Genomic DNA, 21,420 nt, shown 5'->3' on the forward strand with positions numbered 1-21,420 from the left:
GCTCGCGAATGCGGTGTGACATCCAACGCAGATGTCGACTGATCCACCGCTTTCGCGAGCAGGCTCGCTCCCACAGGTGTACTGCGCCGGTTTTGAGATTTGTGTTCATTTACGGGCTAGCATTGGCCCATGCCTTCATCACTGTTCTTCGCTTCGGATCGCTCGCCCATGACTGCCCATCGAATTGGTTTCCTGATTTGGCCCAGCACTAAAGCACTGACGCTTGCGCTGGCTGAGGAGGCCTTGCGTGTTGCCCAGCGTGTGCATCCGGACGTGGTCTACGAACTGTTGTTCTTGCAGGCTGAACCGCCGACCGAGGGTGCCTGGCAATTGCCTGGCGAAGCCTGGACCGGCAAGCTCGAAAACTTGCAGAAACTGTTTTTGCTCGCTGATGAGCCACCGACGACGTTGGCGCCGGCGCTCAGCAGTGCGCTCAAGCAACTGGTGCGCTCCGGTTGTGTGATCGGCGGTCTTTCGGCCGGCGTTTATCCGTTGGCGCAACTGGGTTTGCTCGACGGTTATCGCGCCGCCGTGCACTGGCGCTGGCAGGACGATTTCGCCGAACGCTTTCCGAAAGTCATTGCCACCAGTCATTTGTTCGACTGGGATCGCGATCGCCTGACCGCGTGTGGTGGCATGTCGGTGCTCGACTTGCTGCTGGCCGTGCTGGCCCGTGATCATGGTGCGGAACTGGCCGGTGCGGTGTCGGAAGAGCTGGTCGTCGAGCGCATCCGCGAAGGTGGCGAACGCCAGCGCATTCCGTTGCAGAATCGCCTCGGTTCCAGCCATCCGAAGCTCACCCAGGCCGTGCTGCTGATGGAAGCCAACATCGAAGAGCCGTTGACCACCGACGAAATCGCCCAGCACGTGTGCGTGTCCCGTCGACAACTGGAGCGGATCTTCAAGCAATACCTCAACCGCGTGCCGAGCCAGTACTACCTGGAACTGCGCCTGAACAAGGCCCGGCAGATGTTGATGCAAACCAGCAAGTCGATCATCCAGATCGGCCTGTCCTGCGGCTTTTCCTCGGGGCCGCATTTCTCCAGCGCTTATCGCAACTTCTTCGGCGCCACGCCGCGGGAAGATCGCAATCAGCGACGCAGCAGCAGCCCGTTCGAATTGTCGTCGGTGCCGTCGGAACGCGGTTAACCCTGGCGCGTGAGGCCATGGGCATTGCACCCATGGCCTTGCTGGTTGAAGTGCTGGTTCAGCTTTCCATATCCACGTCTGGCGGCAGGTTGCCGGGCCGTGGCATTCCCCTCACTGCGTTGATGCCCAGGGTATTTCCCGTTTCATGGTAGTGGGCGGCAATTCGCTCCAGGCTTTGAGCGGAGAAGGGATTGCCGCTGAAGTTGAAACCGGCGGTGTTATCCGGGGTGGCTTCAGTCAATTCGCTCGGCATTTCAGTGATCGCGTTGTTGGACAGGTCAGCGTGGGTCAAGCTGCGGCTATCAAGCAATCCCCTTGGTACTTCGCTAAGCCCGGTGTTGCTCAGGTTCAACGAAGACAATTCGTGCAGGTTGCGCAGATCGGGCGTCAGGTCCAGCGGGTTGTCCCGAAGGTCCAGGCTGTCGAGGTTTTCCAGGCCGGCGAGGGCGTCCAGGGTTCGTTGGGTCAGGGTGATGCGGCATTCTGGAAGGCTCAACGCGGTCAGGTTTCTCATCTTGAAAATGGCCTCCGGAAGGTTGTCCAGCTGATAGCCCCGGACGGCGAGGCTGTGCAGATTGGGGAAGTAATCCAGGAACCGACTCGCCCTCGGGACGATGCTCCCCGTGCTCGTCAGATAGAGTTCGAGGACATGCCCGAAATCGGCGGTCAGCACTGGCAGGTCGCCCATGATCGAGTCGTTGGACATGAAGGAGGTTTCGCTGGTGAAGGCATTTTCTACCGGTATTTGACGCCAGCACCGCTCAAGGCTGTCCTTGAATCTCATTCGTTTGAATTGCTCTTGTAGCAGTGCCTCGGCATCGAGCGGTTCACCCGTCACGGGATCATCCGGAATATCGGTCATCCACACGGTCAGGTCGCTGATCAAGCTGGCAAGTTCGGTTTGTTTGCGTGCCAGTTCGATACGACCATCGGCCAGGGTGCCGGGCAGGCTGTAGACGAGTTCGCTGGCTTGCTCAGGATTTAGATTGGGGTACAGCTCAATGGCTTGAACCCTATCCGCCTCAGGAGCCAGGACGCCCAAATCAATTCCGGTTTTACGGTGATAGGTTTTTATCCGTTCCCGGGTCACCGTGGACAACGGGTTGTTGCCGAAATCAAAGCCGTTACCGATATCGGCGGGCAACTCAAAGAGGTCGCTCGGCAGTTCGGATAAGCGATCGGGGAGCTGCGGTTGAGTGTTCTTCAAGGCTTGGCGTTTGGCCGGTGAGGCCTGACCCAGCCATTCGGGAATTGCGTTTTTAAGGTGCTGGTAGTGGCTGTCGGGGTGTTCCGCATATTGCTTGTCGGTGGTCGTCGCGGGTTGCTTCTCGTTGGGTAATCGCATCGTGCCGATCCTTGGGCGTTAAAGAGTGCCCAAGTAAATCGGAGCGCGGCCATTTGGCTGCGGTACATAGTTACGGCCTGGTTTGTGTGTGGACGCGTTGTGCAAATCAAATCCCCGCAACCCTGCCGCTATCCCCGCGAGGCAGTTAAACTGCGCCTTTGCGACCCTATATGTCGCATTGCCGTAAACCCGGGAAAAACCGGGGTTTGCGCTATAAGAAGTTGTCGCTTGGCGGCAAGGCCGGGCTGAAAACTGTCCTTACAATCCCCCCATCGCTCGCCAGTTTCAGGCGAGTGTTTTCTCTTCAGGAGACTCCGATGTCCGTTGAGCACGCTGCGGTACAACGCGCCGATTTCGACCAGGTAATGGTTCCCAACTACGCGCCTGCCGCCTTCATTCCTGTGCGTGGCGCCGGTTCCCGCGTCTGGGACCAGTCCGGTCGCGAGCTGATCGACTTCGCCGGCGGGATTGCCGTAAACGTATTGGGCCATGCGCACCCGGCGCTGGTCGGTGCCTTGACCGAGCAGGCCAACAAGCTGTGGCACGTGTCCAACGTGTTCACCAATGAGCCGGCCCTGCGCCTGGCCCATAAGCTGATCGATGCCACCTTTGCCGAGCGTGCCTTCTTCTGCAACTCCGGCGCCGAAGCCAACGAGGCCGCCTTCAAGCTGGCCCGTCGTGTCGGCCACGATCGTTTCGGCAGCGAGAAGTACGAAATCATCGCCGCCCTCAACAGCTTCCACGGCCGGACCCTGTTCACCGTGAACGTCGGCGGTCAGTCGAAGTACTCCGACGGTTTCGGGCCGAAGATCACCGGCATCACCCACGTGCCGTACAACGATCTGGCCGCGCTGAAAGCCGCCATTTCCGACAAGACGTGTGCCGTTGTGCTGGAGCCGATCCAGGGCGAAAGCGGTGTGATTCCGGCTGAGCTCGAATACCTGCAAGGCGCCCGCGAACTCTGCACCGCGCACAACGCGCTGCTGATCTTCGACGAAGTGCAAACCGGCATGGGCCGTACCGGCAAACTGTTTGCCTACCAGCATTACGGCGTGACCCCGGACATCCTGACCAGCGCCAAGAGCCTGGGCGGCGGTTTCCCGATCGCGGCGATGCTGACCACCGAAGACCTGGCCAAGCACCTGGTCGTCGGCACCCACGGCACCACCTACGGCGGCAACCCGCTGGCGTGTGCGGTCGCCGAAGCGGTGATCGACGTGGTCAACACCCCTGAAGTACTGGCCGGCGTCAATGCCAAGCACGACAAGTTCAAGGCGCGCCTTGAGCAGATCGGCGAGAAATACGGCCTGTTCACCAAAGTGCGTGGTCTGGGTCTGTTGATCGGTTGCGTACTGAGCGACGCCTGGAAAGGCAAGGCCAAGGACATCTTCAACGCCGCTGAAAAAGAAGGCCTGATGGTGTTGCAAGCGGGTCCCGACGTGGTGCGCTTCGCCCCGAGCCTGGTGGTGGAAGACGCCGATATCGATGCCGGTCTGGATCGCTTCGAGCGCGCCGCGGCAAAACTGACGCAAGCCTGATAGACCCTTCGACGCCTGACCGAATCGGGCGTCGAACCCAATTTTGATGCCGGTCCCGCTTTTCTGTAGGAGCGAGCCTGCTCGCGATGGTGTGTCAGTCGACATCATTGTTGCTGATCCACCATCGCGAGCAGGCTCGCTCCTACAAGGGGCCGGCTTATTTTCCTCAAGAGTTTTTAGAAAGGAGTGACACCATGCTGGTGATGCGCCCCGCGCAAATGGCTGATCTGGGCGAGGTACAGCGTCTGGCTGCGGATAGCCCGATTGGTGTCACTTCCTTGCCGGATGACGTTGAACGCCTGAGCGACAAAATCGCCGCGAGCGAAGCGTCGTTCGCCGCCGAAGTGAGCTTCAACGGCGAAGAGAGCTATTTCTTCGTCCTCGAAGACGCCGCCACCGGAAAATTGGTCGGCTGCTCGGCGATCGTCGCTTCCGCCGGTTATTCCGAGCCGTTCTACAGTTTTCGTAATGAAACCTTCGTGCACGCTTCTCGCGAGCTGAAGATTCATAACAAGATTCACGTGCTCTCCCAGTGCCACGACCTGACGGGCAACAGTCTGCTGACCAGTTTCTATGTGCAGCGTGAGCTGGTGGGTTCGCCCTGGGCTGAGCTCAACTCCCGTGGACGCCTGCTGTTCGTCGCCAGCCATCCGGAGCGTTTTGCCGATTCCGTGGTGACCGAGATCGTCGGCTACAGCGATGAAAACGGCGACTCGCCGTTCTGGGATGCCATCGGTCGTAACTTCTTTGACCTCAACTACGCTGAAGCCGAGCGTCTGTGCGGCCTGAAGAGCCGTACATTCCTGGCCGAGTTGATGCCGCATTACCCGATCTACGTGCCGTTGCTGCCGGACTCCGCTCAGGAAGCGATGGGCCAGGTGCACCCACGGGCGCAGATTACCTTCGACATCCTGATGCGCGAAGGCTTCGAGACCGATCACTACATCGACATTTTCGACGGCGGCCCGACCTTGCACGCCCGTGTCTCGGGGATCCGTTCGATTGCCCAGAGCCGCGTGGTGCCGGTGAAAATCGGCGAGCCGGTCAAAGGTGTCGGTCGCCAGTACCTGGTGTCCAACGGCCAGTTGCAGGATTACCGCGCGGTCATGCTTGAACTCGACTACGCGCCGGGCAAGCCCGTCACCCTGGACCTGGAAGCGGCCGAAGCCCTTGGCGTCGGTGAAGGTGCAAGCGTGCGCCTGGTAGCGGTTTAACGCCTGCCAAAAGAATGCCTAGAAAGCAGCGAGTTTCACGGGCGGCGCAAGCGGCCCGATTGAGGAGATAGCATGATCGTTCGTCCCGTACGCAGCAGCGATTTACCCGCTCTGATCGACCTGGCCCGCAGCACCGGTACCGGCCTGACCACCTTGCCGGCCAACGAAGAGCGTCTGGCCCATCGGGTTGGCTGGGCCGAGAAGACCTTTCGCGGTGAAGCCGGCCGGGCTGATGCGGACTACCTGTTCGTGCTCGAAGATGACGACGGTCGCGTGGTGGGCATTTCCGCCATCGCTGGCGCCGTCGGCCTGCGTGAGCCCTGGTACAACTTTCGCGTCGGTCTGACCGTCAGCGCCTCGCAAGAGTTGAACATCTACCGCGAAATCCCGACGCTGTTCCTGGCCAACGACCTGACCGGCAATTCCGAGTTGTGCTCGCTGTTCCTGCACGCCGACTACCGCAGTGGCCTCAACGGCCGCATGCTGTCCAAGGCGCGGATGCTGTTCATCGCCGAGTTCCCGCAACTGTTCGGCAACAAGATCATCGCCGAAATGCGCGGTGTATCCGATGAAGCCGGTCGTTCGCCGTTCTGGGAGAGCCTGGGTCGACACTTCTTCAAGATGGAATTCAGCCAGGCCGATTACCTGACCGGTGTGGGCAACAAAGCGTTCATCGCGGAACTGATGCCGAAATTCCCGCTGTACACCTGCTTCCTGTCGCCGGATGCGCGCAACGTGATCGGTCAGGTGCACCCGGACACCGAACCGGCGCTGGCGATGCTCAAGAGCGAAGGTTTCAGCTATCAAGGCTACGTCGATATCTTCGACGCCGGCCCGGCGATCGAGTGCGAAACCGGCAAGATCCGCGCGGTGCGCGACAGCCAGGCGCTGGTGCTGGCCATCGGCACGCCGGGCGACGACGCCACGCCTTTCATTATTCATAACCGCAAGCGCGAAGACTGCCGCATCACCGCTGCACCCGCACGCTTCGCCGCGGGCACGCTGGTGGTCGATCCACTGACTGCCAAACGTCTTCAACTCAACGCCGGCGATCAAGTGCGCGCCGTTCCGTTGTCCGCTGCTCGGGAGTCGAAATAATGAAGTCGCTATACATTGCAGGTGAATGGCTGGCCGGTCAGGGCGAAGCCTTTGAGTCGCTGAACCCGGTGACCCAGCAAGTGCTGTGGTCCGGTCAAGGCGCCACCGCCGCTCAGGTTGAATCGGCTGTGCAAGCGGCGCGTCAGGCGTTCCCGGGCTGGGCTCGTCGTACCCTGGAAGAACGCATCTCGGTGCTCGAAGCCTTTGCCGCCGCCTTGAAAAACCACGCAGACGAACTGGCCCACGCCATCGGTGAGGAAACCGGCAAACCCCTGTGGGAAGCGGCGACCGAAGTCACCAGCATGGTCAACAAAGTGGCGATCTCGGTGCAGAGCTACCGCGAGCGCACGGGCGAGAAGAGCGGCCCGCTGGGCGACGCCACCGCCGTGTTGCGTCACAAGCCACATGGCGTTGTGGCGGTATTTGGTCCTTACAACTTCCCCGGCCACTTGCCCAACGGTCATATCGTGCCGGCGCTGCTGGCCGGTAACAGCGTGCTGTTCAAACCCAGCGAACTGACGCCGAAAGTCGCCGAACTGACGGTCAAATGCTGGATCGAAGCCGGCCTGCCGGCCGGTGTGTTGAACCTGCTGCAAGGCGCGCGCGAAACCGGTATCGCACTGGCGGCAAATCCGGGGATCGACGGTCTGTTCTTCACCGGCTCCAGCCGCACCGGCAATCACTTGCACCAGCAATTCGCCGGTCGTCCGGACAAGATCCTCGCGCTGGAGATGGGCGGTAACAACCCGCTGGTGGTCGATCAGGTCGCCGATGTGGACGCGGCGGTGTACACCATTATCCAGTCAGCGTTTATTTCTGCCGGCCAGCGTTGCACCTGTGCCCGCCGTCTGCTGGTGCCGCAAGGTGCCTGGGGCGACGCGCTACTGGCGCGGCTGGTGGCAGTCAGCGCCACGATTGTGGTCGGTGCCTTCGATCAACAACCGGCACCGTTCATGGGCTCGGTGATTTCCCTTGGCGCAGCGAAAGCATTGATGGATGCCCAGGAGCATCTGCTGGCCAACGGTGCGGTGGCCTTGCTGGAAATGACTCAGCCCCAGGCCCAGGCCGCATTGCTGACCCCAGGCATCCTGGATGTCACAGCCGTTGCCGAGCGCCCGGACGAAGAGCTGTTCGGCCCGTTGCTGCAAGTGATCCGCTACGCTGATTTTGAAGCGGCCATTGCTGAAGCCAATGACACTGCCTACGGTCTGGCGGCCGGTTTGCTGTCGGACTCCGAAGCGCGTTATCAGCAATTCTGGCTGGAAAGCCGCGCCGGTATCGTCAACTGGAACAAGCAATTGACCGGCGCCGCGAGCAGCGCGCCATTCGGCGGTGTCGGCGCTTCGGGCAACCACCGCGCCAGTGCCTACTACGCGGCGGATTATTGCGCCTACCCGGTGGCCTCGCTGGAAACGCCGAGCCTGGTGTTGCCTGCGGCCCTCACGCCTGGCGTGAAGATGGCGTGATGCCCAATCGCTGGCAAGCCCGCTCCCACAGGTTCGGTGGCGTTCACACATCTTGTGTACAACGCAATCACTGTGGGAGCTGGCTTGCCAGCGATGGCCGCGACGCGGTCGCACTGAACAGTTACTGATGCCTATAACAAACAGATTCTCGTGGAGCCTCGCTGATGAAATCCTATGAAGTCAATTTTGACGGTCTAGTGGGGCCGACCCATAACTACGGTGGCCTGTCCTACGGCAACGTCGCGTCCCAGAGCAACAGCCAGCAGTCTTCGAACCCGAAGGAAGCGGCGCTGCAAGGCCTGGCGAAGATGAAATCGCTGATGGACATGGGCTTTCAGCAAGGCGTACTGGCGCCGCAAGAGCGTCCTGACGTGGCGGCACTGCGTCGCCTGGGCTTTGGCGGCACTGACGCTGAAGTGATCGAACGCGCCGCCAAGGACGCGATGCCGCTGCTGGTCGCCAGTTGCTCGGCGTCGAGCATGTGGGTCGCCAACGCCGCCACCGTCAGCCCGAGTGCCGACACCGCGGACGGCCGCGTGCATTTCACCGCCGCCAACCTCAACTGCAAATACCACCGCAGCATCGAACACCCGACCACCAGCCGCGTGCTGGGCGCGATGTTTGCCGACCAGAAGCACTTTGCCCATCACGCCGCCTTGCCGGCCGTGGCGCAGTTCGGTGACGAAGGCGCGGCCAACCACACCCGTTTCTGCCGTGAGTACGGCGAAGCCGGCGTCGAGTTCTTCGTGTTCGGTCGCAGTGCGTTCGACACCCGCTATCCGGCTCCGCAGAAATACCCGGCGCGCCAGACCCTTGAAGCCTCCCAGGCCGTCGCTCGTCTGCACGGTTTGAAGGATGACGGCGTGGTCTACGCCCAACAGAACCCGTCGGTGATCGATCAGGGCGTGTTCCACAACGACGTGATCGCCGTGGGTAACGGTGAAGTGTTGTTCTATCACGAGGACGCTTTCCTCGAGACCGAGCAGATGTTGGCCGAATTGCAGAGCAAACTCGCCAAGGTCGGTGGGAAATTTCAATCGATCTGCGTACCGCGTTCCGCGGTAACGGTAGAAGACGCGGTTCGTTCCTACCTGTTCAATAGCCAACTGCTGTCGCGCCCTGACGGCTCCATGCTCTTGATCGTGCCGGAAGAATGCCATGGCAACGAGCGTGTCTGGCAATACCTGCAGGGTTTGACCAGCTCCGGCGGGCTGATTCGCGAAGTGAAGGTTTTCGATCTCAAGCAAAGCATGCAGAACGGCGGTGGCCCGGCTTGCCTGAGGTTGCGTGTCGCGCTCAACGAAACCGAACTGGCGGCGGTCAATCCAGGCGTTATCATGACGGCACCGTTGTACGGCACGTTGACCGAATGGGTTAACAAGCACTACCGCGACCGCATGACCGAAAACGATCTGGCGGACCCGCAATTGTTGCTTGAGTGCCGGACGGCACTGGATGAACTGACGCAAATCCTTAAACTGGGCGCGGTTTATCCATTCCAGATCAATTGATCGACGGCGCGCTTTCGGACACGACAGCGCGCTGCATCATCTCCAATGAGAGCGTAATTACATGAGCGACAAACTGCAGCTGATCCTTGAAGACACCGACGGCACGCAACTGGAAACCTCCTGCACCCGCGTCGCGGTCATGTGGCAAGGCAAAGAGCTGTGGATCCAGCAAGACGGCCGCGGCCAATTGCTGATCGGCGTGGACGTCGAAGAGGGTGACGCCGAATACGCCAACCTGCTGCTGCGCCCATTGGCGACTAATCTGGTAAGTCTGCAACTGGAGATGGAACCGGCTGACCTCGGCGACGACGAGGATCACGTTCACGGCCCGGATTGCAACCACGACCACTAAGGAAACCGCTCTATGCTCGCCCTCGGCAAACTGCTTGAACTGACCCTCGCCGGCCGTGAACCGGCGGAGAAGACTCAACTGACTGTCGAAGGCGTGCGCATGCGCTGGTTGAGCGAGGGTGCGCTGGAAGTCCGGCCACCCGAAGCGCGCGATAATGGCCTGGACCTGCTGCTGTCAGCGGGGATCCACGGCAACGAAACAGCGCCGATCGAATTGCTTGATCGACTGTTGCATGACATCGCTCGCGGCGATCTGAAGCCGCGTGCACGTATTCTGTTCCTGTTCGGCAACCCCGAAGCGATTCGCAAGGGCGAGCGTTTCGTCGAGCAGGACGTCAATCGGCTGTTCAATGGCCGTCACGAACAAAGCAGCGGCTCCGAAGCCTTGCGCGCCTGTGAACTGGAACGTCTGGCCGCCAGCTTCTTCAGCCTGCCGGATCGCCAGCGACTGCACTACGACCTGCACACCGCGATCCGCGGTTCGAAAATCGAGCAGTTCGCGCTGTACCCCTGGAAGGAGGGGCGCCAGCATTCGCGTCTGGAACTGGCCCGCTTGCGCGCCGCCGGCATGGAAGCGGTGCTGCTTCAGAACAAGCCGTCCATCGTTTTCAGTTCCTATACCTACGACAAACTTGGTGCCGAGGCCTTCACGCTCGAACTGGGCAAGGCGCGGCCGTTTGGGCAGAACGACGGGGTCAATGTGTCCCTGCTGGAAAACCGCCTGAAACAGATCATCGAAGGCAGCGAGCCGGAATCGACCGAGACTGCACTGGACGGCTTGCAGTTGTTCAGCGTGGCACGGGAAATCATCAAGCACAGCGACAGTTTCCGCCTGAACCTGCCGGCGGACATCGAGAATTTTTCCGAACTGGATGTGGGCTATTTGCTTGCGGAGGACATCGCCAATACCCGATGGATCATCGAGGAGGAGGGCGCCCGGATCATCTTCCCGAACCCCAAGGTGAAGAACGGCCTGCGCGCCGGCATCCTGATTGTGCCGACGACCGACGAAAACCTGGCTTAAGCACAGCACTAAACCATTGTGGGAGCGAGCCTGCTCGCGAAAGCGGTTTAACATTCAACACATTTGTTGACTGTCGGTCCGTCTTCGCGAGCAGGCTCGCTCCCACAGGTTTTTTGGTGTTTAGACGGCTACTGCGCGTGGCTCAGTACGACGCAACGCACGCACCTTGCTCAATGTATCCGCACACGTTCTCGCCGCTTCCTGGCCCTTATGCACGAAATGCTCGAAGAAGAACTTCTGGTGCTCTTCACCTGCATGGAAGTGGTGCGGGGTCAGGGACACCGAGAACACCGGCACTTCGGTTTCCAGTTGAACCTGCATCAGGCCGCTGACCACAGACTGAGCGACGAATTCATGACGGTAGATCCCGCCGTCCACCACCAGGGCTGCCGCGACAATGCCGGCATAACGGCCGGTCTTGGCCAGCAACTTGGCATGCAAGGGCATTTCAAAGGCACCACCGACTTCGAAGAAGTCGATGTCGGATTCCTGATAACCCTGGGCAATCATTTCGGCGACGAAGCCTTTACGGCTCTGGTCAACGATTTCCTTGTGCCAGCAGGCCTGGATGAACGCAACGCGCTCGCCGTGATGGTGTTTGCTTTTGCTGTCGATTGCGGTGGGTTGCATGTTCTGACTCCTGTTTGTGTGAAAAACAGGGCGTTATGAATCGAATGGGATTTAAGGGTACGCAGACACAAATGCCTGCGGGCGGCGCTTTGGTATAGAGCCTAGGCGGCGCCAATCCCGTTCTCTCTTCATCCGGACTATGACCGTCGGCCCCGGGATCACACCGGGTCTGCTGACCTTGCTGCCAGTCACTGCCGAAGCCGTGCCGTCACCAAGCGCTCGCGGGCTATGCGCATTGCGCGCAATTACCGCCGGTGGGGAGTTGCACCCCGCCCTGAGAACGTTTTGCCGCCTGATTATTTGGCGGCGCAGCGTTTTTAACACATATTTCCTGCATGCGCATTGCTGCTTTCAGATGATTGCTATCGAGTTTTCCGCTGGATCGGTCCGTATTTTCCTTGCTCAAGGGTTGATTATTCATCGACATGACCGCAGTAACGTTTACCTGAAAGGGATTTCCCCTGCTAACCGAGGCCAGATTCATGAGCGTTATCGATCTTCGCAGCGACACCGTCACTCAACCCTCCGCCGGCATGCTCGACGCGATGGCCACAGCGGCCACCGGGGACGATGTTTATGGCGAAGATCCGACGGTCAATCGTCTGGAAGCCGAGTTGGCAAAACGCCTCGGTTTTGCCGCCGCGTTGTTTGTCCCGACCGGCACCATGAGTAATCTGCTGGGGTTGATGGCTCATTGCGAGCGAGGTGACGAGTACATCGTCGGCCAACAAGCCCACACCTATAAGTATGAAGGGGGCGGTGCGGCGGTCCTGGGCTCGATCCAGCCGCAGCCACTGGAAGTACAGGCCGATGGTTCGCTGGACCTGGCGCAGGTCGCCGCTGCGATCAAGCCGGATGACTTCCACTTCGCCCGCACCCGACTGCTGGCGCTGGAAAACACCATGCAGGGCAAGGTCCTGCCCCTGGACTATCTGGCCCGCGCCCGCAATTTTACACACGAACACGGGTTGCAACTGCACCTGGACGGTGCTCGGCTATACAACGCCGCAGTCAAGTTGGGTGTGGATGCGCGAGAGATTACCCAGTATTTCGATTCCGTCTCGGTCTGCCTGTCCAAAGGTTTGGGCGCGCCGGTCGGTTCGGTATTGTGCGGCTCGGCGCCGCTGATCGCCAAGGCACGGCGCCTGCGTAAGATGGTCGGCGGCGGCATGCGTCAGGCCGGGATTCTGGCGGCGGCGGGTTTGTACGCTCTGGACAACAACATCCAGCGTCTGGCTGACGACCACGCCAATGCCCAGTTGCTGGCAGAAGGCCTGCGTGCAGCAGGTTTCGATGTCGAGCCGGTGCAGACCAATATGGTCTATGTGGCGATGGGCGGCAGGGCCGAGGCGATCAAGGCCTTTGCCGCCGATCGAGGGATCAAGCTCAGTGCTGCCGCTCGTCTGCGGATGGTGACGCACATGGACATCAGTCGCGAACAAATAGAGCAGGTCGTCGCGACATTCGTCGACTTTTCGCGTAAGTGATAGCGTTAGCAGTCCAATTGACCGTTTCTATCGTATAAACACGCTGTACCCCGCGCGCAGGGCCGATATAATGCGGCCCTTTGCCGTCGTTTCGTCTGTTGACGTTTCGAACAGGCCTTTGGCCGCAGCCTCCGTGGAAGAACCTAATGAAAAGCGCAGAAATCCGTGAAGCCTTCCTTCGCTTCTTCGAAGAGCAAGGCCACACCCGTGTAGCCTCCAGCTCTTTGATTCCGGGCAACGACCCAACCCTGCTGTTCACCAACGCGGGGATGAACCAGTTCAAGGACTGCTTCCTGGGCCAGGAAAAGCGCGCGTACACCCGCGCGGTCAGCAGCCAGAAATGCGTGCGCGCCGGCGGCAAGCACAACGACCTGGAAAACGTCGGTTACACCGCTCGTCACCACACCTTCTTCGAAATGCTGGGTAACTTCAGCTTCGGCGATTACTTCAAGCGTGACGCGATCACCTACGCCTGGAACTTCCTGACCTCCGAGAAGTGGCTGAACCTGCCGAAGGAAAAGCTCTGGGTCACTGTCTACGCCAGCGATGACGAGGCGTACGACATCTGGACCAAGGAAATCGGCGTTCCGGCCGAGCGCATGGTTCGCATCGGCGACAACAAGGGCGCGCCGTACGCCTCCGACAACTTCTGGACCATGGGTGATACTGGCCCCTGCGGTCCGTGCACCGAGATTTTCTACGATCACGGCGCCGACATCTGGGGTGGCCCACCAGGCTCGCCGGAAGAAGACGGCGACCGTTACATCGAAATCTGGAACAACGTGTTCATGCAGTTCAACCGCACCGCCGACGGCGTGTTGCACCCGTTGCCAGCACCGTCGGTTGACACCGGCATGGGCCTGGAGCGGATCAGTGCCGTGCTGCAGCACGTTCACTCGAACTATGAAATCGACCTGTTCCAGAGCCTGCTGAACGCATCGGCCAAGGCCATCGGTTGCACCAATGACGCTCAGGCTTCCCTGAAAGTCGTGGCCGACCACATCCGTTCCTGCGGTTTCCTGATCGCCGATGGCGTGCTGCCGTCCAACGAAGGCCGCGGCTACGTGCTGCGCCGGATCATTCGTCGCGCTTGCCGTCATGGCAACAAACTGGGCGCCAAGGGTAGCTTCTTCTATCAGATCGTTGCGGCCCTGGTCGCCGAGATGGGTGAAGCGTTCCCTGAGCTGAAATCCCAGCAGGCCCACATCGAGCGCGTGCTGAAAGCCGAAGAAGAGCAATTCGCCAAGACCCTGGAACAGGGCCTGAAAATCCTCGAGCAGGATCTGGCCGAGCTCAAGGGCGACGTGGTACCGGGCGATGTCGTGTTCAAACTCTACGACACCTACGGTTTCCCGATGGACCTGACCGGCGACATCGCCCGTGAGCGCAGCCTGACCATCGACGAAGCAGGCTTCGAGCGCGAAATGGAAGCCCAGCGCGTGCGTGCACGTTCGGCCAGTTCCTTCGGCATGGATTACAACAGCCTGGTCAAGGTCGACGTCGACACCGAGTTCACCGGTTACACCGCTCACAGCGGTTCCGCCAAAATCGTTGCTCTCTATAAAGAAGGGCAATCGGTTGACGTACTGAGCGAAGGCGAAGAGGGCGTGGTCGTGCTCGACCAGACGCCGTTCTATGCGGAATCCGGTGGTCAGATTGGTGATTGCGGCTTCCTCCAGGCTGGCGCTGCGCGTTTCGACGTGCGTGACACCACCAAGACCGGCGGTGCGTTCCTGCATCACGGTGTACTGGATTCGGGCAGCCTGATTGTAGGTGCTCCGGTCGAGACGCATGTCGATGCCGACGTGCGTCACGCGACGTCGCTGAACCACTCGGCCACTCACTTGCTGCACGCCGCATTGCGTCAGGTGTTGGGTGATCACGTTCAGCAGAAAGGCTCGCTGGTCGACAGTCAGCGCTTGCGCTTCGACTTCAGCCATTTCGAAGCCATCAAGCCTGAGCAGCTGAGAGCGCTGGAAGACATCGTCAACGCCGAGATTCGCAAGAACTCCGAAGTTGAAACCGAAGAAACCGATATCGAAACCGCCAAGCAGAAAGGTGCCATGGCGCTGTTCGGCGAGAAGTACGGTGACAACGTGCGCGTGCTGAGCATGGGTGGCGATTTCTCCGTCGAACTGTGTGGCGGTATCCACGCCAACCGCACCGGCGACATCGGTCTGCTGAAAATCATCAGCGAAGGCGGTGTGGCCTCTGGTGTGCGTCGTATCGAGGCAGTCACCGGTGCCGCGGCGCTGGCCTACTTGAACGCGGCGGAAGAACAACTCAAGGAAGCGGCCAGCCTGGTCAAGGGCAGCCGCGACAACCTGATCGACAAGTTGTCGGCTGTGCTGGAGCGCAACCGTCTGCTGGAGAAGCAACTCGAGCAGTTGCAAGCCAAGGCAGCCAGCGCGGCGGGTGACGATCTGTCGGCGCAAGCGCAGGACGTCAAGGATGTGAAAGTGCTGGCCGTGCGTCTGGATGGTCAGGATGGCAAGGCGCTGCTGGCGCTGGTCGATCAGCTGAAAAACAAACTCGGCCGCGCAGTGATCCTGCTCGGCAGTGTCCATGAGGAAAAGGTCGTTCTGGTTGCAGGCGTAACCAAAGACCTGACTGGCCAACTCAAAGCCGGTGATTTGATGAAGCAAGCCGCTGCGGCAGTGGGCGGGAAGGGCGGTGGTCGTCCAGACATGGCGCAAGGCGGCGGTACCGACGCTGGCGCACTGGATGCGGCACTGGCCCTGACTGTCCCGTTTGTAGAGCAGGGTTTATAAGGCAGTGTCTCCGGCCCGCAGTCTAGTGGCGGGCCGGAACGCTGTTTGAGTGATTATTTGGGCGCCCTTCATGGGCAGAGGCGGCTTTGAAATGGCTTTGATCGTACAGAAATTTGGAGGCACCTCGGTCGGCACTGTCGAGAGAATCGAGCAGGTCGCCGACAAGGTTAAGAAATTCCGCGATGCCGGCGATGACCTGGTGGTTGTGCTGTCTGCAATGAGCGGCGAAACCAACCGTCTGATCGATCTGGCCAAGCAAATCAGTGGCGATGGCCAACCGGTTCCGCGTGAGCTGGATGTGATCGTTTCCACCGGTGAGCAGGTGACGATCGCTCTGTTGGCCATGGCGCTGATCAAGCGTGGCGTGCCAGCGGTGTCCTACACCGGCAACCAGGTACGGATTCTGACGGATAGTGCGCACAATAAAGCGCGTATCCTGCAGATTGATGACCAGAAGATTCGCGGCGACCTGAAGGCCGGTCGCGTGGTGGTTGTCGCCGGTTTCCAGGGCGTCGACGAGCACGGCAATATCACCACCCTCGGTCGTGGCGGCTCCGACACCACCGGCGTGGCTCTGGCGGCGGCCTTGAAGGCTGACGAGTGCCAGATCTACACCGACGTCGACGGCGTCTATACCACCGACCCGCGCGTGGTGTCCGTGGCTCAGCGCCTGGACAAGATTACCTTCGAAGAGATGCTGGAAATGGCCAGCCTCGGTTCCAAGGTGTTGCAGATCCGTGCGGTGGAATTCGCCGGCAAGTACAACGTTCCGCTGCGCGTACTGCACAGCTTCAAGGAGGGTCCGGGTACCCTCATTACTATTGATGAAGAGGAAACCATGGAACAGCCGATCATTTCCGGCATCGCTTTTAACCGCGATGAAGCCAAGCTGACCATCCGTGGCGTGCCAGATACCCCGGGCGTAGCGTTCAAGATCCTCGGCCCTATCAGTGCCGCGAACATTGAAGTCGACATGATCGTGCAGAACGTTGCGCACGATAACACCACCGACTTCACCTTCACCGTGCACCGCAATGACTACCAGGCTGCGCAAGCGGTGCTGGAAAAAACGGCTTCCGAGATTGGTGCCCGTGAAGTCGTTGGCGATACCAAGATCGCCAAGGTGTCGATCGTCGGCGTTGGCATGCGCTCGCACGCAGGCGTTGCCAGCCGTATGTTCGAGTCCCTGGCCAAGGAAAGCATCAATATCCAGATGATCTCGACTTCGGAAATCAAAGTCTCCGTAGTGATCGAAGAGAAGTACCTGGAACTGGCTGTGCGCGCCCTGCATACAGCTTTCGAACTGGACGCGCCTGCCCGCCAGGGCGAGTGATGCGTTCGCCAAAGGGCGCGGTCTGACCGCGCCCTTTGTTTTTTTGAATGGCGTGACCCCGAGGCTGTTCTTTTGCTCGCGCTAGTCAATACTCAGGCATGTAGGCCAATGACCATTTTGGTTGTAGGTCTAGTGCCTTTTTTTTGCAGACTGTTGTCCCTGAAATGTAAGGCGTGAGGAGAAAGGTATGCTGATTCTGACTCGTCGGTGCGCAGAAAGCCTGATTATTGGTGATGGAGAAATCACCGTGACCGTGCTCGGCGTCAAAGGAAATCAAGTGCGTATTGGTGTGAACGCCCCCAAGGAGGTGGCTGTCCATCGTGAGGAAATTTACCTGCGCATCAAGAAAGAGAAGGACGAAGAACCAAGCCATTAATTTTTATCGTTTTTTATGTTTGCAAACGGGGAAGAAGCTGGTTAATATACGCCCCGTGTTGCGGAGAGCTGGCCGAGTGGCCGAAGGCGCTCCCCTGCTAAGGGAGTACACCTCAAAAGGGTGTCGGGGGTTCGAATCCCCCGTTCTCCGCCATTATTTTCGTAGTACGTTGTAATCTGGCTTCTTCGGTAAGTTGTTGAAATTACTAGAAAAAAGCGCTTTACAAACAGATTTAACGGCCTATAATGCGCGGCAACAAATGCACTCGTAGCTCAGCTGGATAGAGTACTCGGCTACGAACCGAGCGGTCACAGGTTCGAATCCTGTCGAGTGCACCATTTAAGAGTTGTTTGCAGTGATGTGAATAACTTGGCTCCAACCAGTTGTGATCTGGTATAAAAACACAAATGCACTCGTAGCTCAGCTGGATAGAGTACTCGGCTACGAACCGAGCGGTCACAGGTTCGAATCCTGTCGAGTGCACCATACAACAGAAAGCCCGCATTTAATGCGGGCTTTTTGCCGTCTGGGATTTGGCTTTTCCTTTCGTGCATCCTCTCTCATCGAATTCAATGTTTGCGCTGCGACCTCGCTTGGTTTCGTAGCGGTAGCTTGTCCTTAAATTCGAAATACTGATCTTGTCGGGCTTGCCGAGTGCGCTTTCGACGTCTTGCTGGGTCATTCCCGCGATAATCCGCTGATTGATGATTGCTTCGCGCCGCTCCTTGGCGCTGATCAGGTTCCCGCATTTGTCTTCTGTCTTGCCTACGACGGTTGGATCTTTCCTTTGGAATTTCGTGCCTGGTGCTGCGCGAGGATCCGCTTCAGGCATTAGCGTCGTGATTGTGCTGCCTGGTGTGATCGTGCGGACTTCCTGGAGCGATAGGCTTTCGTTAGTCCTGCAGCTCAGCGTAGTGAAGGTGATGTGTCCATTGGTGGTCTCGCAGCGGTGAATGGTCGTGGCAATCGCCAGGGGCGGGCAGAGTAGGGTGATGAGTAAATAGTGCTGCGCGTTTGATGGCATTGAGCGTCCTCCATGACGGTTGTTTTCAAGCGTAGCTGCCACATTTTTCCGCTGCGGTGTGTTTTCTTTTCAGGATGAGTCGTCGCAATTTCAAGAGTCAGGACAGTGTTCAAGTTTGTCTTGCAAGCGCTTGTTTCAGCCGCGATTTTTTAACATTTAAAACCATCAGGCGGTGTATCATTGCGCCCGTCAGCCCCGCCGGGGCTTGTGGAATACCTCCATGGACTTACCCAGTAGTTACTCAGTAAACCGTTTTTCCAATCATGAATTGACTGATTGATCCTTCCGGCGTGCTCCACTGCTGGGAGTGGAGTTCGCCTATGTCTGAAGTTGAAGTAAAGAAAACGCAGGAAAGCTTGCAGGACCGCCTCGCTCAAGTTGTTGAGTTGTTGCAGCGTCAGCGAGTGGTTGAAGACCTGACCCACCGTCAGGAGGGTCCGCATCACGACCTCGTCGAGAATCTGGTTCATCGGCAAAACCTTGTCGAGTTGCAGCGTAAACTCGATGACCTGCACTCCGCCGACGTCGCCTACATCCTTGAAGCCTTGCCGCTGGACGATCGTCTGACGCTCTGGCAATTGGTCAAGGCCGATCGAGACGGCGACATTCTTCTCGAAGTATCTGACTCGGTCCGTGAAACGCTGATCGCCGACATGGACGATCACGAGCTCCTGGCTGCAGCCAAGGACATGGATGCCGACGAACTTGCTGATCTGGCCTCCGAGCTGCCGCGAGATGTCGTCCACGAGTTGATGGAGACGCTGGACCAGCAACAACGCGAGCGCGTGCGTTCAGCCCTGTCCTATGACGAGGACCAGGTCGGTGCGTTGATGGACTTCGAGATGGTGACGATCCGCGAAGATGTCAGTCTTGAAGTGGTATTGCGTTATCTGCGTCGTCTCAAGGAGCTGCCCGGCCATACCGATAAACTGTTCGTGGTCGATTACGACGGTGTCCTCAAGGGCGTGCTGCCGATCAAGCGTCTGCTGGTCAACGATCCGGATAAACAGGTTTCTGAAGTCATGGCCAGTGATCCGGTGAGCTTTCATCCGGACGAAGAAGCCTATGACGCCGCTCAAGCGTTCGAGCGTTACGACCTGATTTCCGCGCCTGTGGTCGACAAGAACGGCAAATTGATCGGCCGTCTGACAATCGATGAAATGGTCGACCTGATTCGTGAAGAGAGCGAAAGCGAAGTTCTCAACATGGCGGGTCTGCGTGAAGAAGAAGATATTTTTGCATCGGTTTGGAAGTCCCTGCGCAACCGTTGGGCCTGGTTGGCTGTGAACTTGATCACCGCATTTGTTGCATCTCGGGTGATCGGACTGTTTGAGGGGTCTATCGAGAAACTCGTGGCGCTTGCGGCGTTGATGCCAATTGTGGCGGGCATCGGTGGCAACTCTGGTAACCAGACCATCACCATGATCGTAAGGGCCATGGCGTTAGACCAGGTGAGCACCGGCAATACGTCGCGACTCATGCGCAAGGAATTGGCAGTGGCGCTGATCAATGGTGTGATATGGGGCGGTGTGATCGGCGCTGTTGCCTATCTTCTTTATGGCAGTTGGTCTTTGGGCGTGGTGATGACTGCCGCCATGACGCTTAACTTGCTGCTTGCTGCGTTGATGGGGGTTTTGATTCCGATGACGCTTGCACGACTCGGGCGTGACCCGGCGATGGGGGCCAGCGTAATGATTACTGCCATGACTGACAGTGGAGGCTTCTTCATTTTCCTTGGGTTGGCGACGATCTTCCTGCTCTGATCCTGTTACTTGAAACCCGCCATCCGGCGGGTTTTTTTGTGGTCGAATTTCAGGCAAAAAAAAGCCAGCGATCAGGCTGGCTTGAGAATTCAGTGTAGATCAGGAGGCGTCAGCGGCCATCTCGGCATCATGGGCAATCAATGAGACGAGAGCGTTTTGTTGACGGTGAGAGAGTTGGCGAAAGCGCTGCAGCAATTCACGTTCGTGCAATGAAAGCTCAGGACTGTCCAGGCGCATGCTGAGTTCTTCGCCTAGTGCACCTTCCTGGATAAGGCTCTGCTCAAGGCGTGCGATGATTTCAGAGTTCATGCTGCGGTGATGATTGCGAGCCACCTCGGCAATGCGTTCACGCATTCCGTCTGGCAGACGTACGACGAACTTGTCAGCCGTACGGCTGGAATAGATTGCCTGTTTCAATGGGCGCATATATTTAACCGGTTAGTTCAGGGGAGCGGTTCTCGGGATTGGCCGCAGGATGTCTGATACGACAAGCGCTATGGCCAAATGTTCAACCTGAATTGATAGAGGCTCGCATCATGCCTCAAAGTAGCCAGATCATTGGCGTCAATTCTGTGACAAATATTGAACTGGATAAAGGCGTTATGCCAGCACCAATTATCAGAAATGCGGACTGGTTTGGAAAGCTGGCTGGTCCGTATCGCTGACCGCGTCCTCTGCCCGAACGAAATTTCTGACGGGCATTTCATGCGAATCGATCACTGTTCCTTGCCCTTTACAGGATAGTGGCAAATGGCCGATTTACTAGAGCTTCGCACGCGGCCAGAGCCATTTAGGATGGATGGCAAGGCGATTTGTCATCTGGGGAGGGTCATTGGGGTTATCGAATCGTATCGGTGTGGCGTTTTTGGATGCGTGATGAAGGAGTCTTGAATCGCCTCTGGCTTGCTCGGTAAAACTTCGCCTGTCCATGGGGCGTAGTGCCTACACTTAAAAAGCCCATGGATGACATGACAAAGGCCGGTGTGCCCGTTAACATGCACGCCGTCTATCGCTCTGCGTGTCTTCGCGGGCAATTTGTGTCTCAGTAGCTCAATTGGATAGAGCATCCCCCTCCTAAGGGGAAGGTTGGCAGTTCGAACCTGCCCTGGGACACCACCTTTTCCAGATACTTAATCTCCCTTCTGCTCGCGACCCTTTCTATCGGCTATCCCGATGGGCTTTTCGCTCATATTTGAGTCCTTCTATATAGAGGGGAGTGGGGATTCTCGCATTTGGGGTGTTTTTGATAGAAAAACCAAATTAGGTGTTGACGGCAGATTTCAGGTGTCTATAATTCGCCCCACTTCCGGCGCAGTCGAAACGGAAAACTCCTTGATAAA

Annotated in this window: 17 protein-coding genes, 4 tRNA genes and 1 riboswitch; of the genes, 17 read left to right on the forward strand and 4 right to left on the reverse strand. The window is 58.5% G+C overall.

Translation table 11 applies throughout. The annotated features are described in order from the left end of the window. Positions 1–168: 168 nt before the first annotated feature. A complete protein-coding gene (gene argR, locus HNQ83_RS29080; RefSeq protein ID WP_175392288.1) occupies positions 169–1,149 on the forward strand; it encodes a transcriptional regulator ArgR in 981 nt (326 codons plus the stop codon). Between the two features lie 58 nt (positions 1,150–1,207). Here the strand turns inward: argR and HNQ83_RS31390 are convergent, their stop codons facing one another. Next, positions 1,208–2,494, reverse strand: coding sequence for a leucine-rich repeat domain-containing protein (locus tag HNQ83_RS31390; RefSeq protein WP_256669324.1), 1,287 nt, complete (start codon positions 2,492–2,494; stop codon positions 1,208–1,210). A 317-nt stretch (positions 2,495–2,811) separates the two neighbouring features. Here HNQ83_RS31390 and HNQ83_RS29090 point away from each other — a divergent pair, with 317 nt between their 5' ends. The 7 genes from HNQ83_RS29090 to astE all read left to right on the forward strand — a co-directional run bounded on the left by HNQ83_RS29090 (position 2,812) and on the right by astE (position 10,696). Beyond that, a complete protein-coding gene (locus HNQ83_RS29090) occupies positions 2,812–4,032 on the forward strand; it encodes an aspartate aminotransferase family protein (RefSeq protein WP_175392289.1) in 1,221 nt (406 codons plus the stop codon). A 194-nt stretch (positions 4,033–4,226) separates the two neighbouring features. Beyond that, entirely contained in the window at positions 4,227–5,246 is a 1,020-nt protein-coding gene (aruF, locus tag HNQ83_RS29095) for an arginine/ornithine succinyltransferase subunit alpha (protein ID WP_175392290.1), read from the forward strand. A gap of 72 nt (positions 5,247–5,318) precedes the next feature. Next, positions 5,319–6,344: an arginine N-succinyltransferase gene (astA, locus tag HNQ83_RS29100; protein ID WP_175392291.1), complete on the forward strand. Its 1,026-nt coding sequence runs from the start codon at positions 5,319–5,321 to the stop codon at positions 6,342–6,344. Beyond that, positions 6,341–7,810, forward strand: coding sequence for a succinylglutamate-semialdehyde dehydrogenase (gene astD, locus HNQ83_RS29105; protein WP_175392302.1), 1,470 nt, complete (start codon positions 6,341–6,343; stop codon positions 7,808–7,810). Before astA ends, astD begins: the two co-directional genes overlap by 4 nt. Positions 7,811–7,974: 164 nt before the next feature. Beyond that, positions 7,975–9,321 (forward strand): N-succinylarginine dihydrolase, encoded by a 1,347-nt coding sequence (astB, locus tag HNQ83_RS29110; RefSeq protein WP_175392292.1) that lies wholly within the window; start codon positions 7,975–7,977, stop codon positions 9,319–9,321. A 61-nt stretch (positions 9,322–9,382) separates the two neighbouring features. Then, positions 9,383–9,673: a topoisomerase II gene (locus tag HNQ83_RS29115; protein WP_175392293.1), complete on the forward strand. Its 291-nt coding sequence runs from the start codon at positions 9,383–9,385 to the stop codon at positions 9,671–9,673. 12 nt (positions 9,674–9,685) lie between these two features. Beyond that, on the forward strand, positions 9,686–10,696 hold the full coding sequence (astE, locus tag HNQ83_RS29120) for a succinylglutamate desuccinylase (protein ID WP_175392294.1): 1,011 nt from the start codon (positions 9,686–9,688) through the stop codon (positions 10,694–10,696). Positions 10,697–10,816: 120 nt separating this feature from the next. On the opposite strand, the gene HNQ83_RS29125 is transcribed toward astE, so the two are convergent. Further along, the gene (locus HNQ83_RS29125) at positions 10,817–11,326 is read right to left on the reverse strand and encodes a 6,7-dimethyl-8-ribityllumazine synthase (protein ID WP_175392295.1); all 510 of its coding nucleotides are present in this window, start codon (positions 11,324–11,326) and stop codon (positions 10,817–10,819) included. 115 nt (positions 11,327–11,441) lie between these two features. Next, positions 11,442–11,612, reverse strand: a riboswitch (FMN riboswitch). A gap of 196 nt (positions 11,613–11,808) precedes the next feature. Between HNQ83_RS29125 and ltaE the strand changes: the two genes are divergently transcribed. From ltaE to HNQ83_RS29160, 7 genes are all read left to right on the forward strand, one after another. After that, positions 11,809–12,813, forward strand: a complete 1,005-nt coding sequence (gene ltaE / locus HNQ83_RS29130) for a low-specificity L-threonine aldolase (RefSeq protein ID WP_175392296.1) — start codon at positions 11,809–11,811, stop codon at positions 12,811–12,813. A 146-nt stretch (positions 12,814–12,959) separates the two neighbouring features. After that, a complete protein-coding gene (gene alaS / locus HNQ83_RS29135; RefSeq protein WP_175392297.1) occupies positions 12,960–15,584 on the forward strand; it encodes an alanine--tRNA ligase in 2,625 nt (874 codons plus the stop codon). Between the two features lie 91 nt (positions 15,585–15,675). Then, entirely contained in the window at positions 15,676–16,917 is a 1,242-nt protein-coding gene (locus tag HNQ83_RS29140; RefSeq protein WP_175392298.1) for an aspartate kinase, read from the forward strand. Positions 16,918–17,104: 187 nt separating this feature from the next. Continuing rightward, entirely contained in the window at positions 17,105–17,293 is a 189-nt protein-coding gene (gene csrA, locus HNQ83_RS29145; protein WP_002554426.1) for a carbon storage regulator CsrA, read from the forward strand. A 62-nt stretch (positions 17,294–17,355) separates the two neighbouring features. Continuing rightward, positions 17,356–17,446: transfer RNA gene (locus HNQ83_RS29150), tRNA-Ser, on the forward strand. 108 nt (positions 17,447–17,554) lie between these two features. Next, positions 17,555–17,631, forward strand: a tRNA-Arg gene (locus HNQ83_RS29155). A 71-nt stretch (positions 17,632–17,702) separates the two neighbouring features. After that, positions 17,703–17,779, forward strand: a tRNA-Arg gene (locus HNQ83_RS29160). A 19-nt stretch (positions 17,780–17,798) separates the two neighbouring features. Here the strand turns inward: HNQ83_RS29160 and HNQ83_RS29165 are convergent. Continuing rightward, positions 17,799–18,317, reverse strand: coding sequence for a cell envelope protein SmpA (locus HNQ83_RS29165; RefSeq protein ID WP_175392299.1), 519 nt, complete (start codon positions 18,315–18,317; stop codon positions 17,799–17,801). A 320-nt stretch (positions 18,318–18,637) separates the two neighbouring features. On the opposite strand from HNQ83_RS29165, the gene mgtE reads away from it, so the two are divergent. Continuing rightward, positions 18,638–20,080, forward strand: coding sequence for a magnesium transporter (gene mgtE, locus HNQ83_RS29170; RefSeq protein WP_175392300.1), 1,443 nt, complete (start codon positions 18,638–18,640; stop codon positions 20,078–20,080). 99 nt (positions 20,081–20,179) lie between these two features. Here the strand turns inward: mgtE and HNQ83_RS29175 are convergent, their stop codons facing one another. After that, positions 20,180–20,506: an Arc family DNA-binding protein gene (locus HNQ83_RS29175; protein ID WP_003178899.1), complete on the reverse strand. Its 327-nt coding sequence runs from the start codon at positions 20,504–20,506 to the stop codon at positions 20,180–20,182. A gap of 613 nt (positions 20,507–21,119) precedes the next feature. Here HNQ83_RS29175 and HNQ83_RS29180 point away from each other — a divergent pair. Then, positions 21,120–21,196, forward strand: a tRNA-Arg gene (locus tag HNQ83_RS29180). Positions 21,197–21,420 lie beyond the last annotated feature (224 nt).

Source organism: Pseudomonas sp. C2B4 (assembly GCF_013359695.1).
Taxonomy (GTDB): Bacteria; Pseudomonadota; Gammaproteobacteria; order Pseudomonadales; family Pseudomonadaceae; genus Aquipseudomonas.

Excerpts from the sequence above, each read along its gene's own strand:
- argR (WP_175392288.1), top strand. The coding sequence starts at position 169 with ATGACTGCCCATCGAATTGGTTTCCTGATTTGGCCCAGCACTAAAGCA.
- HNQ83_RS31390 (WP_256669324.1), bottom strand. The coding sequence starts at position 2,494 with ATGCGATTACCCAACGAGAAGCAACCCGCGACGACCACCGACAAGCAA.
- HNQ83_RS29090 (WP_175392289.1), top strand. The coding sequence starts at position 2,812 with ATGTCCGTTGAGCACGCTGCGGTACAACGCGCCGATTTCGACCAGGTA.
- aruF (WP_175392290.1), top strand. The coding sequence starts at position 4,227 with ATGCTGGTGATGCGCCCCGCGCAAATGGCTGATCTGGGCGAGGTACAG.
- astA (WP_175392291.1), top strand. The coding sequence starts at position 5,319 with ATGATCGTTCGTCCCGTACGCAGCAGCGATTTACCCGCTCTGATCGAC.
- astB (WP_175392292.1), top strand. The coding sequence starts at position 7,975 with ATGAAATCCTATGAAGTCAATTTTGACGGTCTAGTGGGGCCGACCCAT.
- HNQ83_RS29115 (WP_175392293.1), top strand. The coding sequence starts at position 9,383 with ATGAGCGACAAACTGCAGCTGATCCTTGAAGACACCGACGGCACGCAA.
- astE (WP_175392294.1), top strand. The coding sequence starts at position 9,686 with ATGCTCGCCCTCGGCAAACTGCTTGAACTGACCCTCGCCGGCCGTGAA.
- HNQ83_RS29125 (WP_175392295.1), bottom strand. The coding sequence starts at position 11,326 with ATGCAACCCACCGCAATCGACAGCAAAAGCAAACACCATCACGGCGAG.
- ltaE (WP_175392296.1), top strand. The coding sequence starts at position 11,809 with ATGAGCGTTATCGATCTTCGCAGCGACACCGTCACTCAACCCTCCGCC.
- alaS (WP_175392297.1), top strand. The coding sequence starts at position 12,960 with ATGAAAAGCGCAGAAATCCGTGAAGCCTTCCTTCGCTTCTTCGAAGAG.
- HNQ83_RS29140 (WP_175392298.1), top strand. The coding sequence starts at position 15,676 with ATGGCTTTGATCGTACAGAAATTTGGAGGCACCTCGGTCGGCACTGTC.
- csrA (WP_002554426.1), top strand. The coding sequence starts at position 17,105 with ATGCTGATTCTGACTCGTCGGTGCGCAGAAAGCCTGATTATTGGTGAT.
- HNQ83_RS29165 (WP_175392299.1), bottom strand. The coding sequence starts at position 18,317 with ATGCCATCAAACGCGCAGCACTATTTACTCATCACCCTACTCTGCCCG.
- mgtE (WP_175392300.1), top strand. The coding sequence starts at position 18,638 with ATGTCTGAAGTTGAAGTAAAGAAAACGCAGGAAAGCTTGCAGGACCGC.
- HNQ83_RS29175 (WP_003178899.1), bottom strand. The coding sequence starts at position 20,506 with ATGCGCCCATTGAAACAGGCAATCTATTCCAGCCGTACGGCTGACAAG.